Origin of the sequence: Salinisphaera dokdonensis CL-ES53, from assembly GCF_040361215.1 — a bacterium.
In the GTDB taxonomy this organism is placed as follows: domain Bacteria; phylum Pseudomonadota; class Gammaproteobacteria; order Nevskiales; family Salinisphaeraceae; genus Salinisphaera; species Salinisphaera dokdonensis.
Map to the genome: position 1 here is coordinate 571,394 of NZ_APND01000003.1, position 21,728 is coordinate 593,121.

Genomic DNA, 21,728 nt, shown 5'->3' on the forward strand with positions numbered 1-21,728 from the left:
CCCTCGGTATTTTTACGGCTTGGACAAGCTCTCGACGGTGACAGAATTCGGTCGTTTGGCAAGTCAGGAGAATCGACCATGGCCGGCGACGACGAAAGCCGCTCCAGCATCAAGGACGAAGCACAGTACGAGGCCCTGCGCGACGAAGGCATGGGAGGGAACCTCTGACGGAATCCCCGCGGTCGCGCCGGCGTGCTTTGCGCGTGGCTGGCAAGGAATGAGGAGAGCAGCGTGCTGATTGCACGCAAACGACGAATGACGCCGTCCAGACGCGCGCAAAGTCCCGGCCGCTAAGCGGTTCGGCCCAAAAGCCGCCGCTACGGCGTTGCGTGGCTTGGTCCGGAAATCACCCGGACGCTGCGCCACGCGCCTTGTATCGACAGCTTTTGGGACTCGAACGCGATCCGCGAGGATTCCACCAGAGGTTCCCCGGAAAAAGGCGCGCGCATTGCCAACACCTCGCGCCAGAAGGCAGGGGAAAAAGGCGGCAAGCACCCCCGCTACGAGGACTGGTCGGTCGAGGCGCTGTACCAGAAGGCCCAGCAGATCGGCATCACGCAGCGTTCGGAGATGAACAAGGACAAGCTGATCAAGGCGCTACGCTCGCACTGAGCAAGCGTGGCCGCGCGACGGGCCTAGTAGAAATCGCCGTAGCCGCTGCGCGCGCGGCGCATCGCGAAACCGACCCAGATCAGGAGCACGAGCTGCAGCGGCAGGCGCGCATAGAGCAGCCACGGCGGGAAAGTCGTGAACTGCTCGGGATTCTGCGCCATGTACACGTTGGCTGGAAATACCGCGATGATCAGCAGCATCAACCCGAAGCCCGCGATACGGCGCGTGCGGGTCATGAGAATGGCAATCGACCCGGCGAGTTCGCAGATGCCACTGATCGCCACCATCAGCGCCGGCGTCGGAATATAGTCGGGCACGATCGACACGAAGAATTCCGGGAACATGAAATGCCCGATGCCGCCGCCAAAGAAGAAGGCAGCTATGCCAAGCAGCGCGACCAGGTGGCTTCGGGAATGGGTCGACAGGGCATGACTCATGGGGCGGGTCTCTCGAGCGGTCGCGGATCAGGATTCTGCGTATAGCCTACGCGCTAGCGCCATGTTTTCTACCTCGGCGTCGCCACGGCCACGCGAGCAGACCCGTCTCGATGCCGGCCGGCCGCCGTGGCACGCCTCGATTCCAGGACGCGGCGCAGCCGCTGATCGCTGTCGGTCTGCGCACCGTCGTCTGGCGTTCTCAGCGCCGCGGCGCGATGGTGAGCCGTTCGTAATCCTTTACCACGCGATCGCCGGGCACCGCGCGCCCGTGAAGCACCGCATGCACACCCGGCGCGAGCAGGCGTGCGGCCATCAAGGCCTGGGCGACGTTCTGGGCTGCGTCGCTATCGGCCACGCGATAGGGCCGCATCGCGCCGGTGAGTATCACCGGCAAATCGGGCGACGGCAGCGCCGCCGTCAGGGAGGCAGCGGTGTCGGCCAACGTGTCGGTACCGTGGGTGATCAGCACCGCATCCGTGTTGCCGGCAGCCAGAACGGCCGCGGTCGCGTCGACGATCTCGTCGCGGTCGGCATCGGTCATGTCCAGCGAATCCTTGGCCATGAGCCGTTCCACTCGGACGATGAAATCCGGCAGATCGAGCGCTTCCAGCAGACGTTCGATCACCGGCACGGCGAGCGTGAGCTGGCCCGAATGGGCGTCGTAGCTTTTCTCGATCGTGCCGCCGGTGGCGAGCAGCGTGATCCGGAACGGCGAGCGCTCCGGCGTGGTTTCGTCGGTCATGGTCTGGTCCCTGAGCTAGAGGGTGATACCGATCTTGCCGAAATGGCGCCCTGCTTCCTGGTGCCGAAAGGCATCGCCGATGTCGTCGAGCGCAAAGCTGCGGTCGATCACCGGCTCGATGCCATTGGCTTCGATCGCGCGAATCATGTCCAGCTGCTGGGCGCGGCTGCCGACCGTGATGCCGGCCATGGTCAGATTGGAATAGAAGAACGCCGCGGTGGGCACTTCGCCGGCCACGCCGGTGAGCACGCCGATCAGGCTGATATGCCCGCCCATGCGGCAGGCCGAAATCGACTGCGCGAGCGTGCCCGGCCCGCCGATCTCGACCACTGCATCCACGCCGCGGCCATCGGTGAGCTTGCGCACCGTCTTGCCCCACTTCGGATCCTCGGCGTAGTTGACGGTGGCGCTCGCGCCCATCGCCTGCAGCCGTTCGAGCTTGGCCTCGGAGCTGGAGGTGGCGATCACCCGCGCTCCGGCTGCGCGCGCAAACTGCAGCGCGAAGATGGAGACGCCGCCGGTGCCCATGGTGAGCACGGTATCGCCGGGTTTGATCCGCGCCTCGACCATGAGCGCCCGCCAGGCGGTGAGCGCAGCACACGGCAGCGTGGCGCTTTCCGCGTGCGAGTAGCCGGCCGGCGCGCGGGTGAATGCGTTCACCGGCGCGGTGACGTATTCGGCGGCCATCCCTTCGCCGCGGTCGCCCGGCGTGCCGTCGCGTTTCGCCGCGGTGATTTCGCCGTCGATCCAGTTCGGGAAGAAGGTGGATACCACGTGATCGCCCGCCGCGAATTCGTGCACGCCTTCACCGACTTCGACCACCTCGCCCGCGCCATCGGACATCAGCACGCGCCCGTCTTCAGTCGGGATGCTGCCGTTGACCACTGCATAGTCGTGGAAATTCAGCGAGCTGGCATGTATCCGCACACAGACTTCGCCGGCGCGCGGCTGGACCACGTCGCGCTCGACGATCTCGATACGCTCCAGCCCACCCGGGGCGCGCAGCACGGCAGCTTTCATTTGTTGTCTCCTGCAAGCCAGGCCGAATTCGGCGGCGGCATGGCTGATTCAATCAAGGGCAAAAGACGATAGCAGTTCATGTGCCCGCACCCGATAGTAATCCGGCGACACGCCAGCGCAATCTGCTAACTTGTCAGCGCGCGGACCGGCAAACGAGGGGCGGACCGCAGGGCCCGACATACGACGTCAATACGGCGACACGGACCCGTTCACGCCCTGTTCTGCCCGAGGTCCGGAATGCCGCCCAAGCTGTTGTCACCCCCCAACGCCTACCGCGCTACCGCGGCCGAACGCTGCGCCTGGTGGCTGGCCTGTCTTTTCTTGGCAGTTTTTCTGAGCTGCCTGCGGCTGACCACGACACAACCGTTCCGGCTGACGACCTTCGAGCAGCTGGTCAACTTCCAAGCGATCGAGCCCTTCCAGCATCGGGTATTGCTGCCGGCAATGGCGGCCGGCATCCAGCAGTTCGCGCCGATCGGCGAAACCCTGTTGTTCGGGCTGCTGGAAGTCATCGCCTGGATGCTTTTGATCGGCCTGGCCTACCGCGCACTCGTGGTGTTCGAGATCGGGCGCAGCGAGCCGGTGCGGCGCCTGCTCGCCTTCACCGTGCTGGTGCCGATGCTGCTGCACCTGGTCGCGCCGGACCTGCAGATGGCAGGCGCATTCAGCGCCGATCACGACCTGCTCGACGTCGGCGGTTGGACGCCGCGGCCGATTTTCTACTACGTCTACGACCTGCCGGCGGCGATGTTCACACTTGCGCTCGTGTTACTCATGGCGCAGCTCGCCGCACAACCGACCGCGCGCCGCTATGCGGCCTATTTAGCGGTCTTTGCAGTCGCGACGGTCAACCGCGAGACCACCGTGTTCCTGCTGCCCGCCTTTCTGCTGGTGATGTGGCCGGTGGTCGGCGCGCGGCGCTGTCTGGGGCTGCTGGCACTTCAGGGGATGGTGTTTCTCGCCATCCAGCTACCGCTGACCGAACTGTTCGCAGACAACGTCAACCCGAATGCACGGCTCGCGCACACGCCCTACGAGTATCACCTCGGCTACAACCTCGAAGCACTCGCGAACCCGCTCTATACGATCACCTATCTCGCTCGCTTCTCGGCCGCGCTGTACATACCGCTGCTGCTATGGCGGCGTTTTCTCGACCGGCGCCTGGCCGGTCTCCTGATTGGCTTCGCGCTGCCACTGGCCGCGGTGGCGCTGGTAGTCGGGCGGATCGTCGAGCAGCGCATCTTCATCGAGATCGTGCCACTGATCTGGCTCGGCGCCCTGCAGGTGATCGCGGCACGCACGTCCGGGCTCGGCGGCGACAAGGCCGCCGAGCCCGGCCCGCAACGGGATTTATAGAACCGTCAGCCCGACGGCAATGATCACGCCGGTGATCAGCAGCTGGACCAGACAGAAACCCATGATGTCCTTGGCCTTGAGCCCGGCGATCGCGAGCACCGGCAGCGCCCAGAACGGCTGCAGCAGATTGGTCCACGCATCGCCCCAGGCCACGGCCATGGCAATACGCGGGATATCTGCGCCGAGTTCCTGGGCGGCCGGAATCATCACCGGCGCCTGTACCGCCCACTGGCCGCCACCGGAAGGCACGAACACGTTGACCACGCCCGCGCTGATGAACGACCAGAACGCCAGCGTGTCGGCACTGGCGATCGACACGAACATCTGCGACAGCGATTCCGCCAGCCCGGAATCGACCATGATCGCCATGATGCCGGCATAGAACGGAAACTGAATCACGATCCCGGCGCCACCCTTGATGCCCTCGTTGAGGCTGTCGAGCAGCGCGCGCGGCGTGCGATGCAGCACGATCGCCAGAAACAGGAACAGGAAATTGACCACGTTCAGGTTCAGCCCGCCGTCCTGCAGCAGGAAATGATCGGCGAGGAAGAACAGCCCGGCGAAGCCCACCAGCCAGGCGAGGATCGCGCTGTGCTCCAGATAGGCCGCCGGCCGGTCGAAGTTCGCCGGCGTCGGCTCGGGTTCGGCCAGCTGCTCGGCGTCGACCATCACGCTCTCGTCCTCCGGCGGCAGCATCAACCGATTGACCAGCGGGATGACCACGAACAGCACCGCCAGGATCACGACATTGAACAACGCGAAGATCGTGTCACTCGTGCCGATCACGCCGATGCTGTCGGCCATGAAATGCTCGGGCGTGGCAATGGTGAGCGGGATGGAACCGGCCAGCCCGCCGTGCCAGACCACGAAGCCCGAATAGGCGCTGGCCACCAGCAGGCGATAGTCGACCCGGATCTGGCGCGCCAGTGCCTTGGCGAAAAGCGCGCCGACAACGAGCCCGAAACCCCAGTTGATCCAGCTGGCCATGATCGAAACCACGGTAACCAGCACGATCGCCCCGCCCGCGCTCGAAACCCGGCCCGCCAAACCGTCGAGCAGCCGCCGCACCGGCGGCGAGCTGGCCAGCATGAAGCCGGTCACCAGCACCAGCAGCATCTGCATCGAGAACTTGAGCAGATCCCAGAAGCCGTCACCCCAGTAGCGCATCACCGCCTGCGGCGTCTGGCCTTCGACAACCATCGCAGCGATCGCCGCGACCAGCGTCAGCAACAGCACGAAGATGTATGGGTCCGGCAGGTAGCGTTCGACCAGGCGGACAGCGGGACGGGAGAGCACTCGGAGCATGGGATTCGGGCCGTCGTTAGAAAACCGCGCTTACGCTAACGCCGGAAGCGAGCCGACGTTAGTGAACATTGGTCAAAGAACGCGCAGCCCGCGGCTTGCCAAGTACGTCGACAGGCGCACAATAAGCGCATGAACAGCGAGCAACCGCGCCCCCGGGGCTGCACCAATTTCAAACTGCGCCAGCTCGGCCGCGTGGTCGCGCGTCACTATGACGACTACCTCGGCCAAGCCGGGCTCAAGGGCACCCAGTATTCGCTGCTTTCACAGGTGGTGACGGCCGGGCCGCTGCGCGCGGGCGAGCTGGCGCGCGTCATGCGCCTGGACAACTCCACCCTCACCCGCACGCTCGACACGCTCGAACGCCAGGGCTGGATCGTGCGGCGCGTGGGCGAAGACGGCCGAAGCCGCGTGATCGAGGCCACCGACGCCGGTATAGCGCGCCGCGACGAGGCCAAGCGCTGCTGGAAACAGGCTCAGCAATCTCTCAATGCCCGTATCGGCGAGGCGGAGGTCGTGCGCCTGCACCAGCTGCTCGACGAGCTGACCGAAGCGCTGGAGGATGACCCGGATCAGGACGACGTCGAGGACGCCGCCGCCTCACGCGCGTCCTGAGTCGCGCCCCGACGCGCCCAGAGCGTATTCACCAGCAGCGCCAGCGCGATGATGGCGGCACCCGCGACGAGCCGCACCACGTCGGCATCGCGATTCCAGATGAGCAGATTCACCGCCAGTCCGGCCGGAATCAGCGCGTTGTTCATCACCGCGAGCGTGCCCGGATCGACACGCGCCGCGCCGTGATTCCAGGCGTAATAACCCAGCCCGGATGCCCCCAGACCCAGCCAGGCCAGCACGCCCCACTGGGTCGCGCTACTTGGCAGCTGACCGGCATCGCCGAGCCAGAAGAACAACAGCAGCGCCAGCGGCCAGGCGCCGGCAAAGAACCAGCCGAACAGCGCGTATAGCGGCACGTCGGCCGGCAGCCCCGGGGCCAGGCGACGATAGGCGACCTGCCCCGCCGCGAAGCACAGGTTGGCGCCCTGCACGATCAGAAAACCGCGCCAGTAATCCGCGCTGACCGGCTGATAGCGGATCACCGCCGCGCCGGCCACCGCGCCCAGCGCCACGAATAGAAACCGCGGATTGAAGCGCCGCGCCAAGCCGTCATCCAGCAGCGCGATATAGACCGGGGTGAGGATCGTGAACAGCAGCACCTCGGGCACGGACAGCCACAGAAACGACTGGTAGAAGAAGACATACATCAGGCCCAGCTCGACCGCGCCTACCGCCATCAGGCCCGCAGCGAGTCGCCAGTCCAGCCCGCGAAAGCGCATCATGGGCGCGAACACCATCAGCGCCAGCGTGATCCGCGTGAGCACCGCGAACGTGCTGTCCACCTGGCCCGAGATATAGACGCCGATCAGGCTGAATGAAAATGCCCACAGCAGGGTCACGCCCGCCAGAATCGCCATGCCCCGTCCTGTTCCGTCCGTAGAATCTGCCGCGCCGATTATAGAGGTCTGGTCGCGCCTGCCCCGCCTCGCGCATCTGGTGTTCACGGCCACGCCCGGGCCACGCTCACGCACCGGCTGGGCGGGCCACGGCGAGGCGCGTATCGAATCCAGCCACGATCCCGACGGTGTCCGCCTGCACGAGCACGGCCTTTTCACCCCGCAGACGACCGGCACGCCGGTGGCATTCCGCAACGTCTACCGCTGGGTGAACCACAGCGACAGGCTGTCGCTCTGGCACGAGCGCTTCGGCCGCGATGCAGCGGTGTGGCTGTTCGATCTGACAGCAACGGACACTGACGAGCTGGCCACGGTCGAAGCACATCTGTGCGGCGCCGATCGCTACGACGCCCGTTTGTCGTTGACCACCGAAGGCTTCGAACTGCACTGGTCGATCACCGGCCCGAGCAAGGACGAGACGCTGGTCTACCGCTACCACGCCTGAAGCCGGGCGAACGCCCGCTCGGCATTGACCACGCGTATGGCGACTGGTATTTGTATCTGCAAATACCTAAGGAAATCTCTCATGCAGGCAAATCGGCTCGACGATTGGTTGGCGGTGGAATCCCGACTGGCACAGGCCGCCTCCAATAACCAGGCAGCCGCAATCGATCCGGCGCATAGCAGCGGGCTCGAGCTGCTACAGGGCGCGCTGGATGGCCCGGGCCTGAATGCCTCGATCGGCCGCACGCTGGATTTCCGGCTCGTCGAGGTGAGCCACGGCCGCGCTGTTTTCCAGGGCGCGCCGTCGCGGGATCACTACAACCCGCTCGGCACGGTCCACGGTGGCTGGTTCGCCGCCCTGCTCGATTCGGCCGTCGGCTGTGCGGTGCACAGCACGCTCGAGGCCGGCCAGTCCTACACGACGCTGGAGTTGAAGGTGAACTATGTGCGCGCGCTCACCGACCGCGTTTCGCGGGTGCGTGCAATCGGCGAGGTGATCCATCGCGGGCGCCGCGTCGCCACCGCCGAGGCGCGACTCGTCGGCCCGGACGACACGCTCTATGCGCACGCCACGACCACCTGTCTTGTCATCGACACGGAGGCCGCCGCATGAGCGCGCAAAAAGCAGTCCTCGTGGTTGGCGCGGGCGACGCTACCGGCGGCGCGATCGCACGCCGGTTCGCGCGTGAGGGTTATGTGGCCTGTGTCGCGCGCCGCACCGCTGCCAGGCTCGAACCGCTGGTCGCGCAGATCGAAGCCGACGGCGGCCAGGCCCGCGCCTTCGGCTGCGACGCACGCGAGGAGGATCAGGTCGTGGCCATGGTCGAGACCATCGAGGCCGAAGTCGGGCCGCTCGAGGTCGCGGTATTCAACATCGGCGGCAACGTGTATTTCGGCATTACCGAAACCACCGCGCGCGTCTATCGAAAGGTGTGGGAGATGTCGGCCTTCGCCGGTTTTCTCACCGGTCGCGAGGCCGCGCGCGTGATGCGCCCGCGCCAACACGGCACGATGATCTTCACCGGCGCGACGGCCTCAATCCGCGGCGGCGCGGGTTTCTCCGCTTTTTCCGGCGCGAAGTTCGCCCTGCGCTCGCTGGCCCAGAGCATGGCGCGCGAACTGGGCCCCGAAGGCATTCATGTCGCGCATACGATCATCGACGGCGCGATCGATACCGACTTCATCCGTGACAACTTCCCGGATCGCTACGCGCTCAAGGACAAGGCCGGGATTCTCGACCCGGACCACATCGCCGACGCCTACTGGCAGCTGCACTGCCAACCGCGCGACACCTGGACCCACGAACTCGATCTGAGACCGTGGATGGAAAACTTCTAGAGAGACCCATGGCCGACCCGACCACTAACAAGACGCTCGAATTCTTCTTCGATTTTGGCAGCCCCAATGCCTATCTCGCCTATACCCAGCTGCCGGCATTGCTGGCGCGCACCGGCGCGCGGCTGGCCTGGCGTCCGATGCTGCTCGGCGGGGTCTTCAAAGCCACGAACAACCAGGCGCCCGGCATGACCGAATGCGCACCCAAGCGCCAGCATCTGCTGGTCGACATGCAGCGTTTCGTCGACCACTACGGCGTCGAGTTCAAGTTCAATGACGCCTTCCCCATCAACACCATCACGCTGATGCGCGTCGCGATGGCGCTCATCGACGACGATCGCTTCGCGTCCTATGTGCATACCGTCTTTCGTGCGATGTGGGTCGAAAACATCGACCTCGGTGATCCGGCCGCCCTGCAATCCACCCTGACCGCGGCGGGCTTCGACTGGAATGAACTCGCCGAACGCGTTGCCGATCCGGCGGTGAAGGACGCGCTACGCGAGGCGACCGAGGACGCCGTCGCCCGTGGCATCTTCGGCGCCCCCAGCTTCATCGTCGACGGCGAGCTGTTCTTCGGCCAGGACCGGCTCGATTTCGTCGAACGCGCGCTAGCCAAGAACTGAGTCGCCAGAACATTCAGCCCTCGGCCAATCGCTCCCATACGCGAGCCACGGCTTCAGCACCCGGGTCGGTCAGGTCGCGCAGCGCTTCTTCGCGCACATAAGCCGAACGGCCAGCGTTTGCATGGGTCATCGAGCGGGTCTCGTCGGCGCCCGCGCGGGCCTGTTCGGCGGCCTTCGCCAGACTGGCGCCGTCGGCCAGTGCTTCGATCGCCGGAATCAGCGCATCGAGCAGCGTACGATCACCGCGCGCGGCGCCGCCGTAGTGCTGCATGCGTTCCACGCCGTAATGCAACGCCGCGGGCCATGATTCGCCGTCGGCCAGCGCCGCGCCGGTGGCCGTGCACAGGATCGATAGCAGTACGCCGCTGGAGCCGCCCATGTCACGGGCGAGGATGTCGCCGATCTCGTGCGCCATGCGGGCATCGTCGCCGCTGGACACCGTGCCATTATCCAACGCCTGGGCCACTGCACGCACGCCGGCCGCGAAGGTGGTGCCGGTATCGCCGTCGCCGACCTTGGCATCCAGGGCGTCGAGATCGTCTTTTGCGTCGACGAGCGTGGCGACCACGGCCTGGATCAGCGTTTCGCGTGCACTGTCGCGCTCGCCCGGCTCGCGATCGTCGTGATCGGTGAGTTTCGGTTCAAAGGTCTGGATCGTGCTCGGCGAACGCAGGCCCGGCCAACCGATCGCTTGCACCGGCGATTCTAGCGCGGCGATGAACTCTTTCTCCGCGGGCAGCAGCGTGACGGAGAAGCCATGCATGTCCAGCGACGTCATCAACGGCGCCGGTACGACCACGCGGGCGACGCGCTCGCCCGGTATCGACTCGAGCAGGCTGTTCATCAATACGCCCATTTCCTGGGTCGAACAGCCGCCAAGATTGTTGAGCAGCACCACCATTTCCGTATCGCGATCGAAGCGTGCGTCGAAGGCCTCCAGCAACGGCTCAAGCACGAGTTGTACGGCCGTGTTGGCGTCCCCCGGATCGACCGCACGTACGCCGGGTTCGTTGTGAATCCCCAGCCCCAGTTCCGGATCGCGCCGATCGACGGTATGGCCGGGCAACGTGCAGCTGGAAAGCGCCAGCGCGAGCGAGCACAGCGAATCGCAGACACGCTGCGCGTGGTCAGCGACGGTATCGAGATCGGCACCTTCAGCCGCGTAGTGGCCGGCGATCTTGTGCACGAGCACGGTGCCGGCCAGACCACGCTGCTGGCCGGCGTCCGGCAGCGCGACGTCATCGGCGACGATCACGCTGCGCACCTTGTAGCCTTCGCGCGCCGCGCGTTCGGCGGCGAGCCCGAAGTTGAGCCGGTCGCCGGTGTAGTTCTTGATCACCAGCAGACAGCCGGCCGGGCCACAAGTGGCCCGGATCGCGGCGAGCACGGCTTCCACACTGGGCGACGTGAATAGTTCACCGGCAATCGCGCCGGTGAGCATGCCGCGCCCGACAAAACCGGCATGGGAAGGCTCGTGTCCGGCGCCGCCGCCGGACAGCACGGCCACATGGTCTTCGCTGCGGTCACGGTCGAGCACAAGCCGAACGCCGTGGGTTTCGACGCTGCGTTCGACCGGCGCGATACGAGCCAGACCGTCGATCACTTCGTCGACCACCCGATCCGGCGCGTTGTAGAAAAAATCCATCAACAGACTCCTTGTCGCCATGGCGCCGACCCGCTGCGGCACCGCGCCCGCAAGCCTATCAGCGCAATCCCCGGGAACGCTCACACGCAATGGCGCTAGTGTAAGTGCGCGCGGCATCAGGATGTCGCGAAAAATTCATCTGAATTCGCGCTTCAAGGCTTGAATCGGTCGCAAAAAACGCCAGACTATGCGGCCTCTGGCCGCCAACGACGCCTGGACCCCGCGTTGGCCACATGATCATCCGTGCAAGGACCGGCCATGTCGGCGCATATTAACGATCGTATCGCGCTGTTTCCCGATGCCGTACGGGTGCGCGTCTGCTTGCGTGAACACATAATCGTGGACTGCGCGGACGCAATTCGACTCGAAGAACGCGGCTATCCGCCGCGCCATTACCTGCCGAGCGCGGCGATACCCGCTCGAAGCCTGGTGGAATCCGCCACACGCACGCACTGTCCCTACAAGGGGGATGCGGCCTACTTCCATATTCTGTTCGACGGCGAGCGACTCGAAGATGCGGCGTGGTCCTACCCGCAACCGCTGCCCGAAATGGCGGCCATTGCCGGGCGCATCGTTTTCGATCATCCCCGGCTCAGGCTGCATCTCGAAAACTGTTGAAGCGATCCCGACGGTAGCGCTTCTTTCAGATCATTCCCGGCCCGTATCGCGATGCGGGCGCCCGAAAACTTTCCTCTTTCTCTTTCTTCCTGCGGTGTTGCTATGACACGACTGGCCACTTCCCTGATCGCCCTCATTGCCAGCATCGTGCTGCTGGTGAGCGGCAATGCCTTTCTGATGACGCTGCTCGGGCTGCGTCTGAGTGTGGAAGGCTTCTCTACCAGTCTGATCGGCTGGATTCTGGTGTGCTATTCGGTCGGTTTCGTGGGCGGCACCGTGTTTGCCGAACGCGTGGTCGAACGGGTCGGCCATATCCGTGCGTTCGCGGTGTTCGCCACCGCGCTGGCGGTCACCATCCAGATCTATCCGCTCGCGGTGAACGCGCCGCTGTGGGCCGCCCTGCGTGCCTTCGGCGGCTTTGCCATGGCGGGTTTGATGATCGTGATGGAGAGCTGGTTCTCCAGCCGCGCGACCAATGCCAACCGCGCGCGCCTGTTCGCGGTCTACCAGATCGTGTTCTTCCTCTCGACCGCGTCGGGCCAGCTGCTGATCAATGTTGGCGCGCCGCAGACCATGTTCCCCTACACGCTGGCGGCGATGTTGGTCACGCTGGCCGTGATCCCGCTGTCGCTTACCCGCATGCACGCGCCGGTGGTGGAAGGCGCCGAACGGCTGTCGCTGCGCGCGCTCTACAAGATCTCACCGGTCGGCGTGATTGCATCGCTTGTGGCCGGCCTGCTGGTCAATGCCTTCTATGCCATGGCGCCGGTGTATGCCGACCGGGTCGGTCTGTCCACCGATCGCGTATCGCTGTTCATGGCCAGCGCGATCGTGGGCGCAATGATTCTGGCCTGGCCGATCGGTCGCCTGTGCGATCGCTTCAACCGGCGCCGCGTGCTCATCGTGGTGCTTACGATCGCAGCCGCCACGAGTGCGGCGATTCCATTTGTAGGTGGCACCAACGCGCTCGTGCTGATCGGCGTGGTGGGCCTCTACATGGGGCTATCGGCGGCGTTGTACCCGGTATCGGTGGCGATCACCAACGACCAGATGCCCACCCACCAGATCACGGCGGCAAGCACCACGCTGCTGCTGGCCTACGGTATCGGCAGCTGCATCGGCCCCGTGGTAGCCGCCACGGCCATGGACGAATTCGGGCCGAACGGCCTGTTCTATACCAATACGGCCTTCTTGGCCGTGCTGGGCATCTATCTGCTCTATCGCTTGCAGCGGCGCCCGGACGTGCCGGAGGACGAACGGGTGGATTACTACACCACCTCGCCCCATGGCGGTCACTGGCTTTATGAACTGGATCCGCGCAACGAGTCGTTCGAAGGTCGCCGCGAAAGTCCGGGCATGGCCGGACTGCGCATCGGCCGGACGGTGCTCGGCGCCGCCGGACGAGCCCATGCGGCGACCCGCGGCCGTTAGCTCGATACGTGGAGAAGCCGTGCGGCCAACTGCCTAAACCAAAGCACATTCTTGCCGATAGTCCGGTGACCCTAGCGATCTGCAGGATTCACCAGGCACCGCATGAACGTGACCCAACAGCCCCGCATCGAGATCGACGACGAAGACCGTGTAGCCGCCGCGCTGGCGTCGTTGCAGCAGGCCAGACACTCTGACCTGCGGCTCGAATGCGTGGCCACCGGTGAGCGTTTCGATATCGAGCATTTCGCGATCGCGGGCAATGGCGAACGCATCACCCTCGACCTCACGGCCGAAGGCCTGCCGCGTGAGCGTTTTGATGCCGGCGTACGCCTGCACGCAAGCCTGGGGGTGGAAGCCCTGCTGTTCAGCGGAATCTCGGTCCATGCCTTCCTGATCGAGAACGAACCGGCCGAACTGGTGATCGCCAAGCCGGAGCGGGTGCACGTTTCCAACAAGCGCGAATCGACCCGTATCCGGCTGGCGCGCGGCATGCGCGCGCTGGTCCAGCTGCAGGCGTACGAAGATCGCAACCCGGTCGACGCCCGACTGATGGATCTGTCGCTCGGCGGCTGTGGCATCGAGATCGAACTGCAGGCCGGCATGCTGCTAAGCGCTGGCCAGGACGTATTCGCGCTGTTCATCGAATTCCCGAACGGCACGCGCGCTTCGCTGCCGGCAACGGTCCGTCACGTGCAATTGGCCGAGCGCAACGGCCATGCCTACGTGGGGTTCGCATTTGCCCGCCGTAGCGACGTGAGCCGCAACGGGGTGGTGCAATGGCTTCGCGAGATGGAGCGCGAGATCGCCTTTCGTGCCGGCCAGGGCAACACGCATCTCATGCAGCCATCACAGTTGTTCCTGGGTGGGCCCGAATCACGCGTGTCCATCCGCCTGAATCGCCAGGAGCACCAGCCGCCGACCAACAGCACGCCGATGGTCGCCTCGCTCCGGCGCGTCGCCCATGTGCTCGGCGATACTGCGATTGCGCTACGCCAGGAGCGGACACCGCCGATAGAGCGCCTTTATGAAAGCGCCGACACGCTCTGTCGCCTGCTGGCAGAGAACCGCTCAGAGTTCCTCTATGCCCTGTGCTGTCTGCCCGAACAACCGCCGCTGATCCAGCACTGCATCGCCGTCGCCGGCCGGCTCGCCGACCTCGTGCAGGCCGAGGACATTCTGGCGCGCAACCAGCGCGATATCACCGTGGCTGCTTTGGTCCACGATCTCGGCAATGTGCTGGCCGCCGGCGCACATACCGCATCGAGCGACCCGCTGATCACCGACCCGTCCAGCCCGGCTGCCAGCCATGTCGACTTGCTTACCGCACTTGGCCCGGCGGCGTCCTGGGCCGCGGGCGGCGCTCGGCGTGCAATCGTGGAACGTCTCAATACGCCGGCCGATCAGCTGCCCGAGGCGCCGGCGAGCGTGGCGGTCGACCTGCTCGCGCGTGCCGCGTACATCGCCGATATGGTCGATGTCATGAGCCGCGGCATCGGCGACCGCGAGCCCAAGGCCCCGCTGCAGATCTTTCGCGAGCTCTACCACGCCTGCAACGAAGACGACCGCCGCTGGCTGGAGCGCTATATGAAGCGCCACGGCATGTATCCGATCGGCAGCCTTGTCCATTATTCGAGCGGCTTTCTCGCCTGGGTGCTGCGGCTGGGAGAGGATGGCTATCCGTCACGGATCCGCGTGGTGCGCGACGTGGGCGGCCAGCGCCGCCTCAACCAGATCCTCGACCGCGCCGATTTCGGCCAAGTGGGCACGATCGAACGCGCCGGCCTGCCACAGCGCTTCGGGGTCACGCCCTACTGAAGTAGCCGACGGACGCACTTGGCGCCGCGCCGGCCGACCAGAGCATACCGGTCAGGCCCTTTCACGCCCGCGTCATCACAGGACCGGGCAACCTGCGTAACATGAAGTCGTTTTTCGTCGGCGCCGTGCGCCGGACTGGCTCATCGGGACGCTCTCCATGGTCATCACCATCGCCCTGATCGCGCTCACCTGCGCGATCTCCTTCACCGGTTTCCAGAATCGGGACATGCTCGAACGGCTGATCTTCTGGCCGCCGGCGGTCAATCGCGGCGAATACCACCGCCTGCTCACCCACGGCTTCCTGCATGCCGACGGCCAGCACCTGCTGTTCAACATGATCACGCTGTTCTTCTTCGGCCGCGCGATCGAGGGATTCTTCTCGCGCTATATCGGTATGACGGGTTTCGCCCTGTTCTATCTGTCGGCGGTGGTGATCGCGATCCTGCCCAGCTATCTCAAGCATCGCGGAGACAGCCGCTATCGCAGCCTCGGCGCGTCGGGGGCGGTCTCGGCGGTGCTGTTCGCCTACATCCTGCTGGCGCCGTGGCAGACCATCTATGTGTTCTTCTTCCCAATTCCGGCGATCATCTATGCCCTGCTGTTCACCGCCTACGGCCTGTATGCCGGGCGCCTGGGGCATGATCACATCAACCACAGCGCCCATCTCTGGGGCGCCGCCTACGGCCTGACCTTCGCGCTGTGTATGGAACCGCGCCTCGGGCCGGTCTTCGTCGAACGCCTGTTGCAGCCCCTCGCGGGCGGCTAGCGCGGCTTAGCCATGAAGTTTCTCTTCGGCCTGTTGCTGTTCTCGTTTCTCGGCTGGCTCGCCGTACGCCTGCTGATCGTGAAACTGCGGCGCATGCGCGGCGAAACGACCCCCGAGCAGAAAGGCCCGCGCACGGTCACCCTCGTGTGTCTGGCGCTGATCGGCATCTACGCGGTGCTCATCCTCTGGCGGCTGTATACCGACGGCTTCTCCGCCTTCGGCTAGGCAGGATCGCGAGAAAGCACTTGAGACATGGGCCAAGGTCGCTATACTGTGCGCCGCACGGTCGTTGCTCCCTTCGTCTAGCGGTCTAGGACGTCGCCCTCTCACGGCGAAAACACGAGTTCGAGTCTCGTAGGGAGCGCCATCCGTCACGCGAACTTTCGCGACGGATCGGACCGCTCACCCCCGCCTCAGACCATCCAAGCTGGCGCTTCCGCTGACTACAGCGGCCTAGCCGGACCCAGCCGCGCGCTCGCCTGGTCGGATGAACTGACGCCAGCGCGCTGCCATCCGGCGGCGGAACGTCGGTTCGGACTCGAGTTCGCGCAATGCCCGGTAATGTCGTGTCGCCTCGACGTGGCGATAGACCAGCAGCTCGTCGGTGACACCGCCCGACCGGAACGTCACGCGCGCCCTTTTCCGGACTTGAACGGCGAGCGGCTATCGGAATCAGGATGGGTCGAGCATATCCAGGCGTCGGGCCGCGGATGCAGAAACAACGGGTGCTCATACGCCGAGAAATACGGCCCATGCTGTGAATCGTGCGCTCCGAGGGCGTGAAATAAGCCCGTCCTATGGCGTTACCCGGATACCCGATCGGCTTGATCCGAAACCCCCGTTCTGTCGCCTGCAGATACAGGCCATTGGGCAACTCGGAATCTTGTCGCTATTGCCGGCCACCGCGAGCACTCCAGGTCCAATGGCCGAAACCGCAAGCTTGCGGATATACCGTAGCGCCGGACGCGAAACCGGAACACGGTCCACGAATACGGCAACCGCGGGTTGGACAGTCAATGGCCTATGAACCGGCCTCGGGCGCGATCAGGCGCTCGCGATCCGGTCTCGCCCGTCGGCCTTGGCGCGATACAACGCCTCGTCGGCGCGCCTGATGATCGCGTCCGCCGTTTCGTCGCAATGGGAGGTCGTCACCCCGGCGCTGACTGACAGCGGCACGCGCTCACCGGCGACGTGGAATTCAGCCAAACGGAGTCTTTCGAGCAATCGCGACAATGAACTCACGGCTGAATCGCGCGCTGTGTCCGGCAACAACAGCAGGAACTCCTCACCACCCCAGCGCCCGATCGCATCGGCGCCGCGCAGCGTCTGCGTCGCCATTTCGGCGAACAGCCGCAAAGCGGCGTCACCGGCCGCGTGACCGTACCGATCGTTTAGCCGCTTGAAATGATCGAAATCGACCAGCGCCACGCTCAGCGCTCGAGCTTGGCGGCGGCCGCGCTCGATCTCGCGGTCGAACTGCTGTACCAGCATGCGCCGATTGCCCAGGCCCGTGAGTTCATCCAGCGTCGCGATTTCGTTGAGGCGATCATGCGCTTCCTGCAGTTCGGCATGGGCAGCGTGCAGTGCGGCCAGATCCCGCTCGCGGCTCAGTTCGTGGCTGAGCCACTGGCCAAACATGCCGACCAAGTCGAGATCGGTCTGGCTGAATTCACCGGTCGCCGAAGGGCTGGAGAAATTCAGCGTGCCAACAACCTGGCCATCCAGCGCGACCGGTGCGCCGATATAGGATTCGAGCTTGAAGCGGCGATAACAGGGATGGCTGCATATCTTGCTGTCACCGGCGCGGTCAACTGCGAACGGACCTTCCGCGGCAAGTACGTGGCAGCAGTAGGTATCCTCGATCGGGAACACGGTACCGGCGACCAGGCCACCATTCGGATCGATCGCATCGGCAATCACATAGCGATCGGCATCGATCTCGCTGACGATGCCTATCGGCATGCCGAAATATCGACAGCCCAGTTCAAGTATGGCGCCGCGTCGCTGTTCGTAGCCCATCTCGGGATTCGATGTGATGGCGTGCAAGGCCGCGATGGCTTTATCGGCAGCCATGCGTGAGCTCAGGTCCCGGATGATGCCCAGATACATGACCCCGGCATCGCGGGTGCCACGTATTGCGCCGCCGATGGTTTCGCCGTCGAACACGCTCCCGTCGCCACGGCGATAGCGCATGAAATAGCTTTGATGTTCTCCGCCTGCCGACCTGTTGTAACGGGTCCGACCCTGCTCCTCGAAGTCCGCCGAGGACTCATAGAGATCCGCACTGGACCGACCGAGCAAGCCGTCGTGCTGATATCGAAACAGGTCGGTGGCAGCCGCGTTCGCCATGATGATCCGTCGATCCGCGTCGGCAACGAGCACGGCCTCCGGCATGTCCGCAAACATATGCCTCAGCACCGTCTGCAGCGACTCCCCGTCGAAGGGAAACGATTCGGTATCGGCGAAAGGGTCGCTTCGGTGAATCAAGACAGTCTCACGCAGGGGTGGGGTTGCGGCCAACAGACCAGCGAAAAGGCCGACACAACGATTTGCGCCCGGATCATACGCGGCATCGATCCCGTTATCCCGCTGGGCTGCTCCAGAATAATGATCGCCGGGTCAGTTACGGCGCGCCGCTCAGCCGCGCTCGACACAGCCCCGTCCGGCCGCCTTGGCGCGGTAGAGCGCGGTATCGGCCCGTTTGATGGTGGCCTCGGCGCCTTCATCGGTCGAAAATTGCGTGACACCGGCGCTAGCGGACAGCGAGATCGCGTGATTCTCGGCCGCGAACGGCTGGTGGCGGATCTGGTCAAGCAGGCGATTGAGCGTGGTCAAAGCCGCATCGACGGCGGTGTCCGGCAGCAGCAGCAGGAACTCCTCGCCGCCCCAGCGACCGACGAGGTCGCTGCCGCGCAGACTGTCGCGCAGGAGGTCGGCGAAATGGCGCAGCGCCGCGTCACCTGCCACGTGCCCATAGCTGTCATTGAGCTGCTTGAAATGATCGATATCCACCATGGCCACGCTCAACGGCTGCTGCTGGCGGCGTGCGCGTTCGATCTCGTGGTCGAGCTGCTGCACCAGCAGGCGGCGATTGCCCAGGCCGGTCAACTCGTCGACGGTGGCCACACGGCTGAGTTTTTCGTGCGCATCGGTCAGCGCCGCGATACTGCGCTCCATCCGGATTTCCTGGCCGACCCACTGCGCGAACATGCCGATCAGATCCATATCGGCCTGGCTGAACAGACCGGCGTCGTCCGGGCCCCAGAAATTGAGCGTGCCGTAGAGCTCTCCGGCGACCAGGATCGGGCTGCCGACGTAAGTGCGCGTTCCGTAGCGCTGGTCCGATAACTCGGCCGCCAACCGGGCGCGATTGGTCCCGTCCATGCCGAAGGGCCCGCCTTTGGCCAGCACGTGCCAGCAATAGGTATCCGCAATCGGAAAGACATCGCCGACCTGCAAGCTATTGCCGGCATCGAGCACATCGATCACCCGATAGTCGCCCTCCTCGACCCGGCCGACAACGCCGACAGGCAGGCCGAAATGAGCGCAGCCCAGCTTGAGGATCGCCTGCCGGCGCTGGCCGAAATCCAGGCTCTGGTCGGAGGCGATGCAGTGCAGAGAATGCAGCGCTTTCTCGGTCGACAGCCGCGCGGTGACATCGCGAATGATGCCCAGGTACATGATCCGCCCGCTGGCCGGGTCGCGCATAGGTCCGGCAATGGTCTCGGCATCGAAAACGCTGCCATCACGGCGCCGATACGCACACAGATAACTCGTATGCTGGCGGCTTGCGTCCGCATGGAAACGGGTACGCCCTTCCTTTTCGAACACCGCCGGATCGGCATAGATCTCGCGTGCGCTGCGGCCGAGTATCTGGGCCTCGTCGTAACCAAACAGCTCGAGCGCAGCGCGGTTGACCAGAATGATCTGGCGCTGCTCGTCTGCGACCAGCACCGCCTCGTCGATATCCGCAAAGACATGCGACAACACCGTCTGCAGCGATGCCTGTGGCAAGGATAGCGCTTCGATCGAATCCGCGACGCGATTCTCGTGGGTCAAGGTAACGGCCTTTTCTGCGTTTGGTCGCGAACTGCGCCAAACGCCTCCGGAAAACTACTGATTGCGCGTCTTTATAGCACGCCATCGGCGATCAATGTGCGGCGCGTCGCAGTAACCAAATCCTTTGATAATGCACCGAATCGTCCCAAGCCTCAGTCGTAAATGGCTTCGCTAACGAATCGCTATATGACACAGGAAAACTCGCAACTCTGGCGCCAACAGGCCTATGTCGGCGGGCGCTGGATCGACGCGGACGAGAACGCGACCCGAGCGGTCGATGATCCGGCCACGGGCGAGATCATCGGCACGATTCCCGACCTCGACGCGCCGCGACTTATCGGCGCTATCGACGCAGCCCATGCCGCATTCGAGCGCTGGCGGGAGACCTCGGTGACCACGCGTGCCGACCGACTGCTCGCCTGGTATCAGGGGATGCACGACAACCGCGAAGCGCTGGCACAGATGATGACCCGCGAGCAGGGCAAGCCGTTGGCCGATGCGCGGGGCGAAGTGGACTATGCCGCGAGCTTCATCCGCTGGTTCGCCGAGGAAGGCCGCCGCGCGACCGGCGCGAACATACCGGCGGAAAACCCGGATGTGGCACTGGGCACGGTGCAGGAGCCGGTCGGCGTGGCCGGCATCATTACGCCCTGGAACTTTCCGCTGGCGATGATCACGCGCAAGGCCGCGGCGGCACTCGCCGCTGGTTGCAGCGTGGTGGTACGCCCGGCCAGCGAAACCCCCTTCTCCGCGCTCGCATTGGCCGCACTGGCCGAACAGGCAGGCCTGGACGGCGGCGAGTTCAATGTGGTCACGGGCAGTGGCCAGCGGGTCTCGGAGGCGCTTTGCGACGACACGCGCGTGCGGGCACTCTCCTTTACCGGCTCGACGCCGGTCGGTCGCACGCTGCTCCGCCAAGGGGCGGATACGGTCAAGCGCACGTCGATGGAACTGGGCGGCAACGCGCCGTTCATCGCCTGTGAGGACGTGGACATCGACACCGCGGTCGAGGGCGCGCTCGCCGCCAAGTTCCAGACCAGCGGGCAGGACTGCCTCGCAGCCAACCGTATTTTCGTGCATCGCGACATCTACGAGACGTTCGTGGCGCGCTTCGCCGAGCGAATGGACGCACTGCAAGTCGGCAACGGCTTCGACGACGGTACGGATATCGGCCCGCTGATACATGAACGCGCGGTCGAAAAAGCGCAGGCGTTGGCAGACGACGCTCGCGATCACGGCGCCCGTGTCATGGGCCGCTCGCAGTCGGATGCGCCGGGGGCACGCTTCTTCATGCCGACCCTGCTAGCTGACGTTACCCCGGGCATGCGCATCTTCTCGGAGGAGGCCTTCGCGCCGCTGGCCGCGATCTGCCCCTTCGATGACGACGAGGATGTGATCGCCGCCGCAAACGATACCGAATACGGCTTGGCAGCCTATGTCTTCACCCATGCCGATGCGCGCATCCGCAAATTCATGCGCGGACTCGACTACGGCATGGTGGGCATTAACACCATGGACCTCACCGGGCCGCACGTGCCGTTCGGCGGCGTCAAGCAATCCGGCCTCGGCCGCGAAGGCGGCCAGGTGGGCATGCACGAGTTCCTGGAAACGAAGTACTACTGCCTGGGCGGTGTACCGGCGACGTGATCGTCCGCGGCGCCCCGCGACCGGGGCGCCGCTTCCCGTCAGCCTAGTCCACACGAGGGCACTGCGACATGACCCGACCATTCGAGAATCAGCCCAACGCCCACCCGACCCGACGGCATGAGCAGGTCTACGGGCGTTACGAAAAGCTGTACACGGTCAACGACTTCTGCGCCGCGTTGTTGTTTCTGGTCGGTTCGGTCATGTTCTTCTACAAGAACTTGGAGTATCCCGCGATCTGGTGTTTCACCATTGGCTCCGTGAACTTCATGCTTCGACCAACCATCAAGCTGGCACGCGAATTCCATCTCGCCAAACTGCCGCTGCCGGGCGACGACAGGCCACTCCCGTCGAACGAAGATGCCTGA

At 64.9% G+C, this 21,728-nt stretch carries 23 protein-coding genes and 1 tRNA gene; 15 read left to right on the forward strand and 9 right to left on the reverse strand.

What is annotated here, in order from left to right:
* Window positions 1-78 precede the first annotated feature (78 nt).
* The gene (locus SADO_RS17210) at window positions 79-168 is read left to right on the forward strand and encodes a DUF7218 family protein (RefSeq protein ID WP_434547904.1); all 90 of its coding nucleotides are present in this window, start codon (window positions 79-81) and stop codon (window positions 166-168) included.
* A gap of 467 nt (window positions 169-635) precedes the next feature.
* Here the strand turns inward: SADO_RS17210 and SADO_RS12185 are convergent, their stop codons facing one another.
* From SADO_RS12185 to SADO_RS12195, 3 genes are all read right to left on the reverse strand, one after another.
* On the reverse strand, window positions 636-1,049 hold the full coding sequence (locus SADO_RS12185; RefSeq protein ID WP_353111728.1) for a DoxX family protein: 414 nt from the start codon (window positions 1,047-1,049) through the stop codon (window positions 636-638).
* Between the two features lie 199 nt (window positions 1,050-1,248).
* A complete protein-coding gene (locus tag SADO_RS12190; RefSeq protein WP_353111729.1) occupies window positions 1,249-1,791 on the reverse strand; it encodes an asparaginase in 543 nt (180 codons plus the stop codon).
* 15 nt (window positions 1,792-1,806) lie between these two features.
* Window positions 1,807-2,811: a zinc-dependent alcohol dehydrogenase family protein gene (locus SADO_RS12195; protein ID WP_353111731.1), complete on the reverse strand. Its 1,005-nt coding sequence runs from the start codon at window positions 2,809-2,811 to the stop codon at window positions 1,807-1,809.
* A gap of 237 nt (window positions 2,812-3,048) precedes the next feature.
* Here SADO_RS12195 and SADO_RS12200 point away from each other — a divergent pair, with 237 nt between their 5' ends.
* Window positions 3,049-4,167: a hypothetical protein gene (locus tag SADO_RS12200; protein ID WP_353111733.1), complete on the forward strand. Its 1,119-nt coding sequence runs from the start codon at window positions 3,049-3,051 to the stop codon at window positions 4,165-4,167.
* On the opposite strand, the gene SADO_RS12205 is transcribed toward SADO_RS12200, so the two are convergent.
* Window positions 4,162-5,472 carry a short-chain fatty acid transporter gene (locus SADO_RS12205; RefSeq protein WP_353111735.1) on the reverse strand — a complete coding sequence of 437 codons (1,311 nt, stop codon included), beginning with the start codon at window positions 5,470-5,472 and terminating at the stop codon, window positions 4,162-4,164. The two genes, SADO_RS12200 and SADO_RS12205, sit on opposite strands and share 6 nt — an antisense overlap.
* 129 nt (window positions 5,473-5,601) lie before the next feature.
* On the opposite strand from SADO_RS12205, the gene SADO_RS12210 reads away from it, so the two are divergent.
* Window positions 5,602-6,084 carry a MarR family winged helix-turn-helix transcriptional regulator gene (locus tag SADO_RS12210; protein WP_353111737.1) on the forward strand — a complete coding sequence of 161 codons (483 nt, stop codon included), beginning with the start codon at window positions 5,602-5,604 and terminating at the stop codon, window positions 6,082-6,084.
* Here the strand turns inward: SADO_RS12210 and SADO_RS12215 are convergent.
* Window positions 6,042-6,941, reverse strand: a complete 900-nt coding sequence (locus tag SADO_RS12215; protein WP_353111739.1) for an EamA/DMT transporter family protein — start codon at window positions 6,939-6,941, stop codon at window positions 6,042-6,044. The two genes, SADO_RS12210 and SADO_RS12215, sit on opposite strands and share 43 nt — an antisense overlap.
* Here SADO_RS12215 and SADO_RS12220 point away from each other — a divergent pair.
* The 4 genes from SADO_RS12220 to SADO_RS12235 all read left to right on the forward strand — a co-directional run bounded on the left by SADO_RS12220 (window position 6,940) and on the right by SADO_RS12235 (window position 9,382).
* On the forward strand, window positions 6,940-7,425 hold the full coding sequence (locus SADO_RS12220) for a DUF6314 family protein (RefSeq protein ID WP_353111741.1): 486 nt from the start codon (window positions 6,940-6,942) through the stop codon (window positions 7,423-7,425). The two genes, SADO_RS12215 and SADO_RS12220, sit on opposite strands and share 2 nt — an antisense overlap.
* 81 nt (window positions 7,426-7,506) lie before the next feature.
* Window positions 7,507-8,037 (forward strand): PaaI family thioesterase, encoded by a 531-nt coding sequence (locus SADO_RS12225; RefSeq protein ID WP_353111743.1) that lies wholly within the window; start codon window positions 7,507-7,509, stop codon window positions 8,035-8,037.
* On the forward strand, window positions 8,034-8,762 hold the full coding sequence (locus SADO_RS12230) for an SDR family oxidoreductase (protein ID WP_353111745.1): 729 nt from the start codon (window positions 8,034-8,036) through the stop codon (window positions 8,760-8,762). Before SADO_RS12225 ends, SADO_RS12230 begins: the two co-directional genes overlap by 4 nt.
* Before the next feature lie 8 nt (window positions 8,763-8,770).
* The gene (locus SADO_RS12235; RefSeq protein WP_353111747.1) at window positions 8,771-9,382 is read left to right on the forward strand and encodes a 2-hydroxychromene-2-carboxylate isomerase; all 612 of its coding nucleotides are present in this window, start codon (window positions 8,771-8,773) and stop codon (window positions 9,380-9,382) included.
* Window positions 9,383-9,395: 13 nt separating this feature from the next.
* On the opposite strand, the gene SADO_RS12240 is transcribed toward SADO_RS12235, so the two are convergent.
* Window positions 9,396-11,027 carry a dihydroxyacetone kinase subunit DhaK gene (locus SADO_RS12240; protein ID WP_353111749.1) on the reverse strand — a complete coding sequence of 544 codons (1,632 nt, stop codon included), beginning with the start codon at window positions 11,025-11,027 and terminating at the stop codon, window positions 9,396-9,398.
* Between the two features lie 258 nt (window positions 11,028-11,285).
* Here SADO_RS12240 and SADO_RS12245 point away from each other — a divergent pair, with 258 nt between their 5' ends.
* The 6 genes from SADO_RS12245 to SADO_RS12270 all read left to right on the forward strand — a co-directional run bounded on the left by SADO_RS12245 (window position 11,286) and on the right by SADO_RS12270 (window position 16,024).
* The gene (locus SADO_RS12245; protein WP_353111751.1) at window positions 11,286-11,645 is read left to right on the forward strand and encodes a DUF427 domain-containing protein; all 360 of its coding nucleotides are present in this window, start codon (window positions 11,286-11,288) and stop codon (window positions 11,643-11,645) included.
* Between the two features lie 102 nt (window positions 11,646-11,747).
* A complete protein-coding gene (locus SADO_RS12250; RefSeq protein ID WP_353111753.1) occupies window positions 11,748-13,076 on the forward strand; it encodes an MFS transporter in 1,329 nt (442 codons plus the stop codon).
* 102 nt (window positions 13,077-13,178) lie between these two features.
* Entirely contained in the window at window positions 13,179-14,891 is a 1,713-nt protein-coding gene (locus SADO_RS12255; RefSeq protein ID WP_353111755.1) for a PilZ domain-containing protein, read from the forward strand.
* A gap of 157 nt (window positions 14,892-15,048) precedes the next feature.
* On the forward strand, window positions 15,049-15,657 hold the full coding sequence (locus SADO_RS12260; RefSeq protein ID WP_353111757.1) for a rhomboid family intramembrane serine protease: 609 nt from the start codon (window positions 15,049-15,051) through the stop codon (window positions 15,655-15,657).
* A 12-nt stretch (window positions 15,658-15,669) separates the two neighbouring features.
* Window positions 15,670-15,882, forward strand: coding sequence for a hypothetical protein (locus SADO_RS12265; protein ID WP_353111759.1), 213 nt, complete (start codon window positions 15,670-15,672; stop codon window positions 15,880-15,882).
* A 66-nt stretch (window positions 15,883-15,948) separates the two neighbouring features.
* A tRNA-Glu gene (locus SADO_RS12270) sits at window positions 15,949-16,024 on the forward strand.
* An 86-nt stretch (window positions 16,025-16,110) separates the two neighbouring features.
* Here the strand turns inward: SADO_RS12270 and SADO_RS12275 are convergent.
* The 3 genes from SADO_RS12275 to SADO_RS12285 all read right to left on the reverse strand — a co-directional run bounded on the left by SADO_RS12275 (window position 16,111) and on the right by SADO_RS12285 (window position 19,716).
* On the reverse strand, window positions 16,111-16,287 hold the full coding sequence (locus SADO_RS12275) for a hypothetical protein (protein ID WP_353111761.1): 177 nt from the start codon (window positions 16,285-16,287) through the stop codon (window positions 16,111-16,113).
* A gap of 414 nt (window positions 16,288-16,701) precedes the next feature.
* Window positions 16,702-18,144, reverse strand: coding sequence for a sensor domain-containing diguanylate cyclase (locus tag SADO_RS12280; protein ID WP_353111763.1), 1,443 nt, complete (start codon window positions 18,142-18,144; stop codon window positions 16,702-16,704).
* A 150-nt stretch (window positions 18,145-18,294) separates the two neighbouring features.
* The gene (locus SADO_RS12285; protein WP_353111765.1) at window positions 18,295-19,716 is read right to left on the reverse strand and encodes a sensor domain-containing diguanylate cyclase; all 1,422 of its coding nucleotides are present in this window, start codon (window positions 19,714-19,716) and stop codon (window positions 18,295-18,297) included.
* Between the two features lie 186 nt (window positions 19,717-19,902).
* On the opposite strand from SADO_RS12285, the gene SADO_RS12290 reads away from it, so the two are divergent.
* Together SADO_RS12290 and SADO_RS12295 are read left to right on the forward strand one after the other, a co-directional pair.
* Window positions 19,903-21,363: an NAD-dependent succinate-semialdehyde dehydrogenase gene (locus SADO_RS12290; protein WP_434547906.1), complete on the forward strand. Its 1,461-nt coding sequence runs from the start codon at window positions 19,903-19,905 to the stop codon at window positions 21,361-21,363.
* 68 nt (window positions 21,364-21,431) lie between these two features.
* On the forward strand, window positions 21,432-21,728 hold the full coding sequence (locus SADO_RS12295; RefSeq protein WP_353111769.1) for a YrhK family protein: 297 nt from the start codon (window positions 21,432-21,434) through the stop codon (window positions 21,726-21,728).

Bases quoted from the DNA above. Each gene is read 5' to 3' on its own strand.
- SADO_RS12230 (WP_353111745.1), top strand. From the start codon at position 8,034: ATGAGCGCGCAAAAAGCAGTCCTCGTGGTTGGCGCGGGCGACGCTACC.
- SADO_RS12215 (WP_353111739.1), bottom strand. From the start codon at position 6,941: ATGGCGATTCTGGCGGGCGTGACCCTGCTGTGGGCATTTTCATTCAGC.
- SADO_RS12260 (WP_353111757.1), top strand. From the start codon at position 15,049: ATGGTCATCACCATCGCCCTGATCGCGCTCACCTGCGCGATCTCCTTC.
- SADO_RS12255 (WP_353111755.1), top strand. From the start codon at position 13,179: ATGAACGTGACCCAACAGCCCCGCATCGAGATCGACGACGAAGACCGT.
- SADO_RS12245 (WP_353111751.1), top strand. From the start codon at position 11,286: ATGTCGGCGCATATTAACGATCGTATCGCGCTGTTTCCCGATGCCGTA.
- SADO_RS12240 (WP_353111749.1), bottom strand. From the start codon at position 11,027: ATGGATTTTTTCTACAACGCGCCGGATCGGGTGGTCGACGAAGTGATC.
- SADO_RS17210 (WP_434547904.1), top strand. From the start codon at position 79: ATGGCCGGCGACGACGAAAGCCGCTCCAGCATCAAGGACGAAGCACAG.
- SADO_RS12195 (WP_353111731.1), bottom strand. From the start codon at position 2,811: ATGAAAGCTGCCGTGCTGCGCGCCCCGGGTGGGCTGGAGCGTATCGAG.
- SADO_RS12190 (WP_353111729.1), bottom strand. From the start codon at position 1,791: ATGACCGACGAAACCACGCCGGAGCGCTCGCCGTTCCGGATCACGCTG.
- SADO_RS12265 (WP_353111759.1), top strand. From the start codon at position 15,670: ATGAAGTTTCTCTTCGGCCTGTTGCTGTTCTCGTTTCTCGGCTGGCTC.
- SADO_RS12235 (WP_353111747.1), top strand. From the start codon at position 8,771: ATGGCCGACCCGACCACTAACAAGACGCTCGAATTCTTCTTCGATTTT.
- SADO_RS12225 (WP_353111743.1), top strand. From the start codon at position 7,507: ATGCAGGCAAATCGGCTCGACGATTGGTTGGCGGTGGAATCCCGACTG.
- SADO_RS12185 (WP_353111728.1), bottom strand. From the start codon at position 1,049: ATGAGTCATGCCCTGTCGACCCATTCCCGAAGCCACCTGGTCGCGCTG.
- SADO_RS12205 (WP_353111735.1), bottom strand. From the start codon at position 5,472: ATGCTCCGAGTGCTCTCCCGTCCCGCTGTCCGCCTGGTCGAACGCTAC.
- SADO_RS12210 (WP_353111737.1), top strand. From the start codon at position 5,602: ATGAACAGCGAGCAACCGCGCCCCCGGGGCTGCACCAATTTCAAACTG.
- SADO_RS12220 (WP_353111741.1), top strand. From the start codon at position 6,940: ATGCCCCGTCCTGTTCCGTCCGTAGAATCTGCCGCGCCGATTATAGAG.
- SADO_RS12290 (WP_434547906.1), top strand. From the start codon at position 19,903: ATGACACAGGAAAACTCGCAACTCTGGCGCCAACAGGCCTATGTCGGC.
- SADO_RS12250 (WP_353111753.1), top strand. From the start codon at position 11,748: ATGACACGACTGGCCACTTCCCTGATCGCCCTCATTGCCAGCATCGTG.
- SADO_RS12295 (WP_353111769.1), top strand. From the start codon at position 21,432: ATGACCCGACCATTCGAGAATCAGCCCAACGCCCACCCGACCCGACGG.
- SADO_RS12200 (WP_353111733.1), top strand. From the start codon at position 3,049: ATGCCGCCCAAGCTGTTGTCACCCCCCAACGCCTACCGCGCTACCGCG.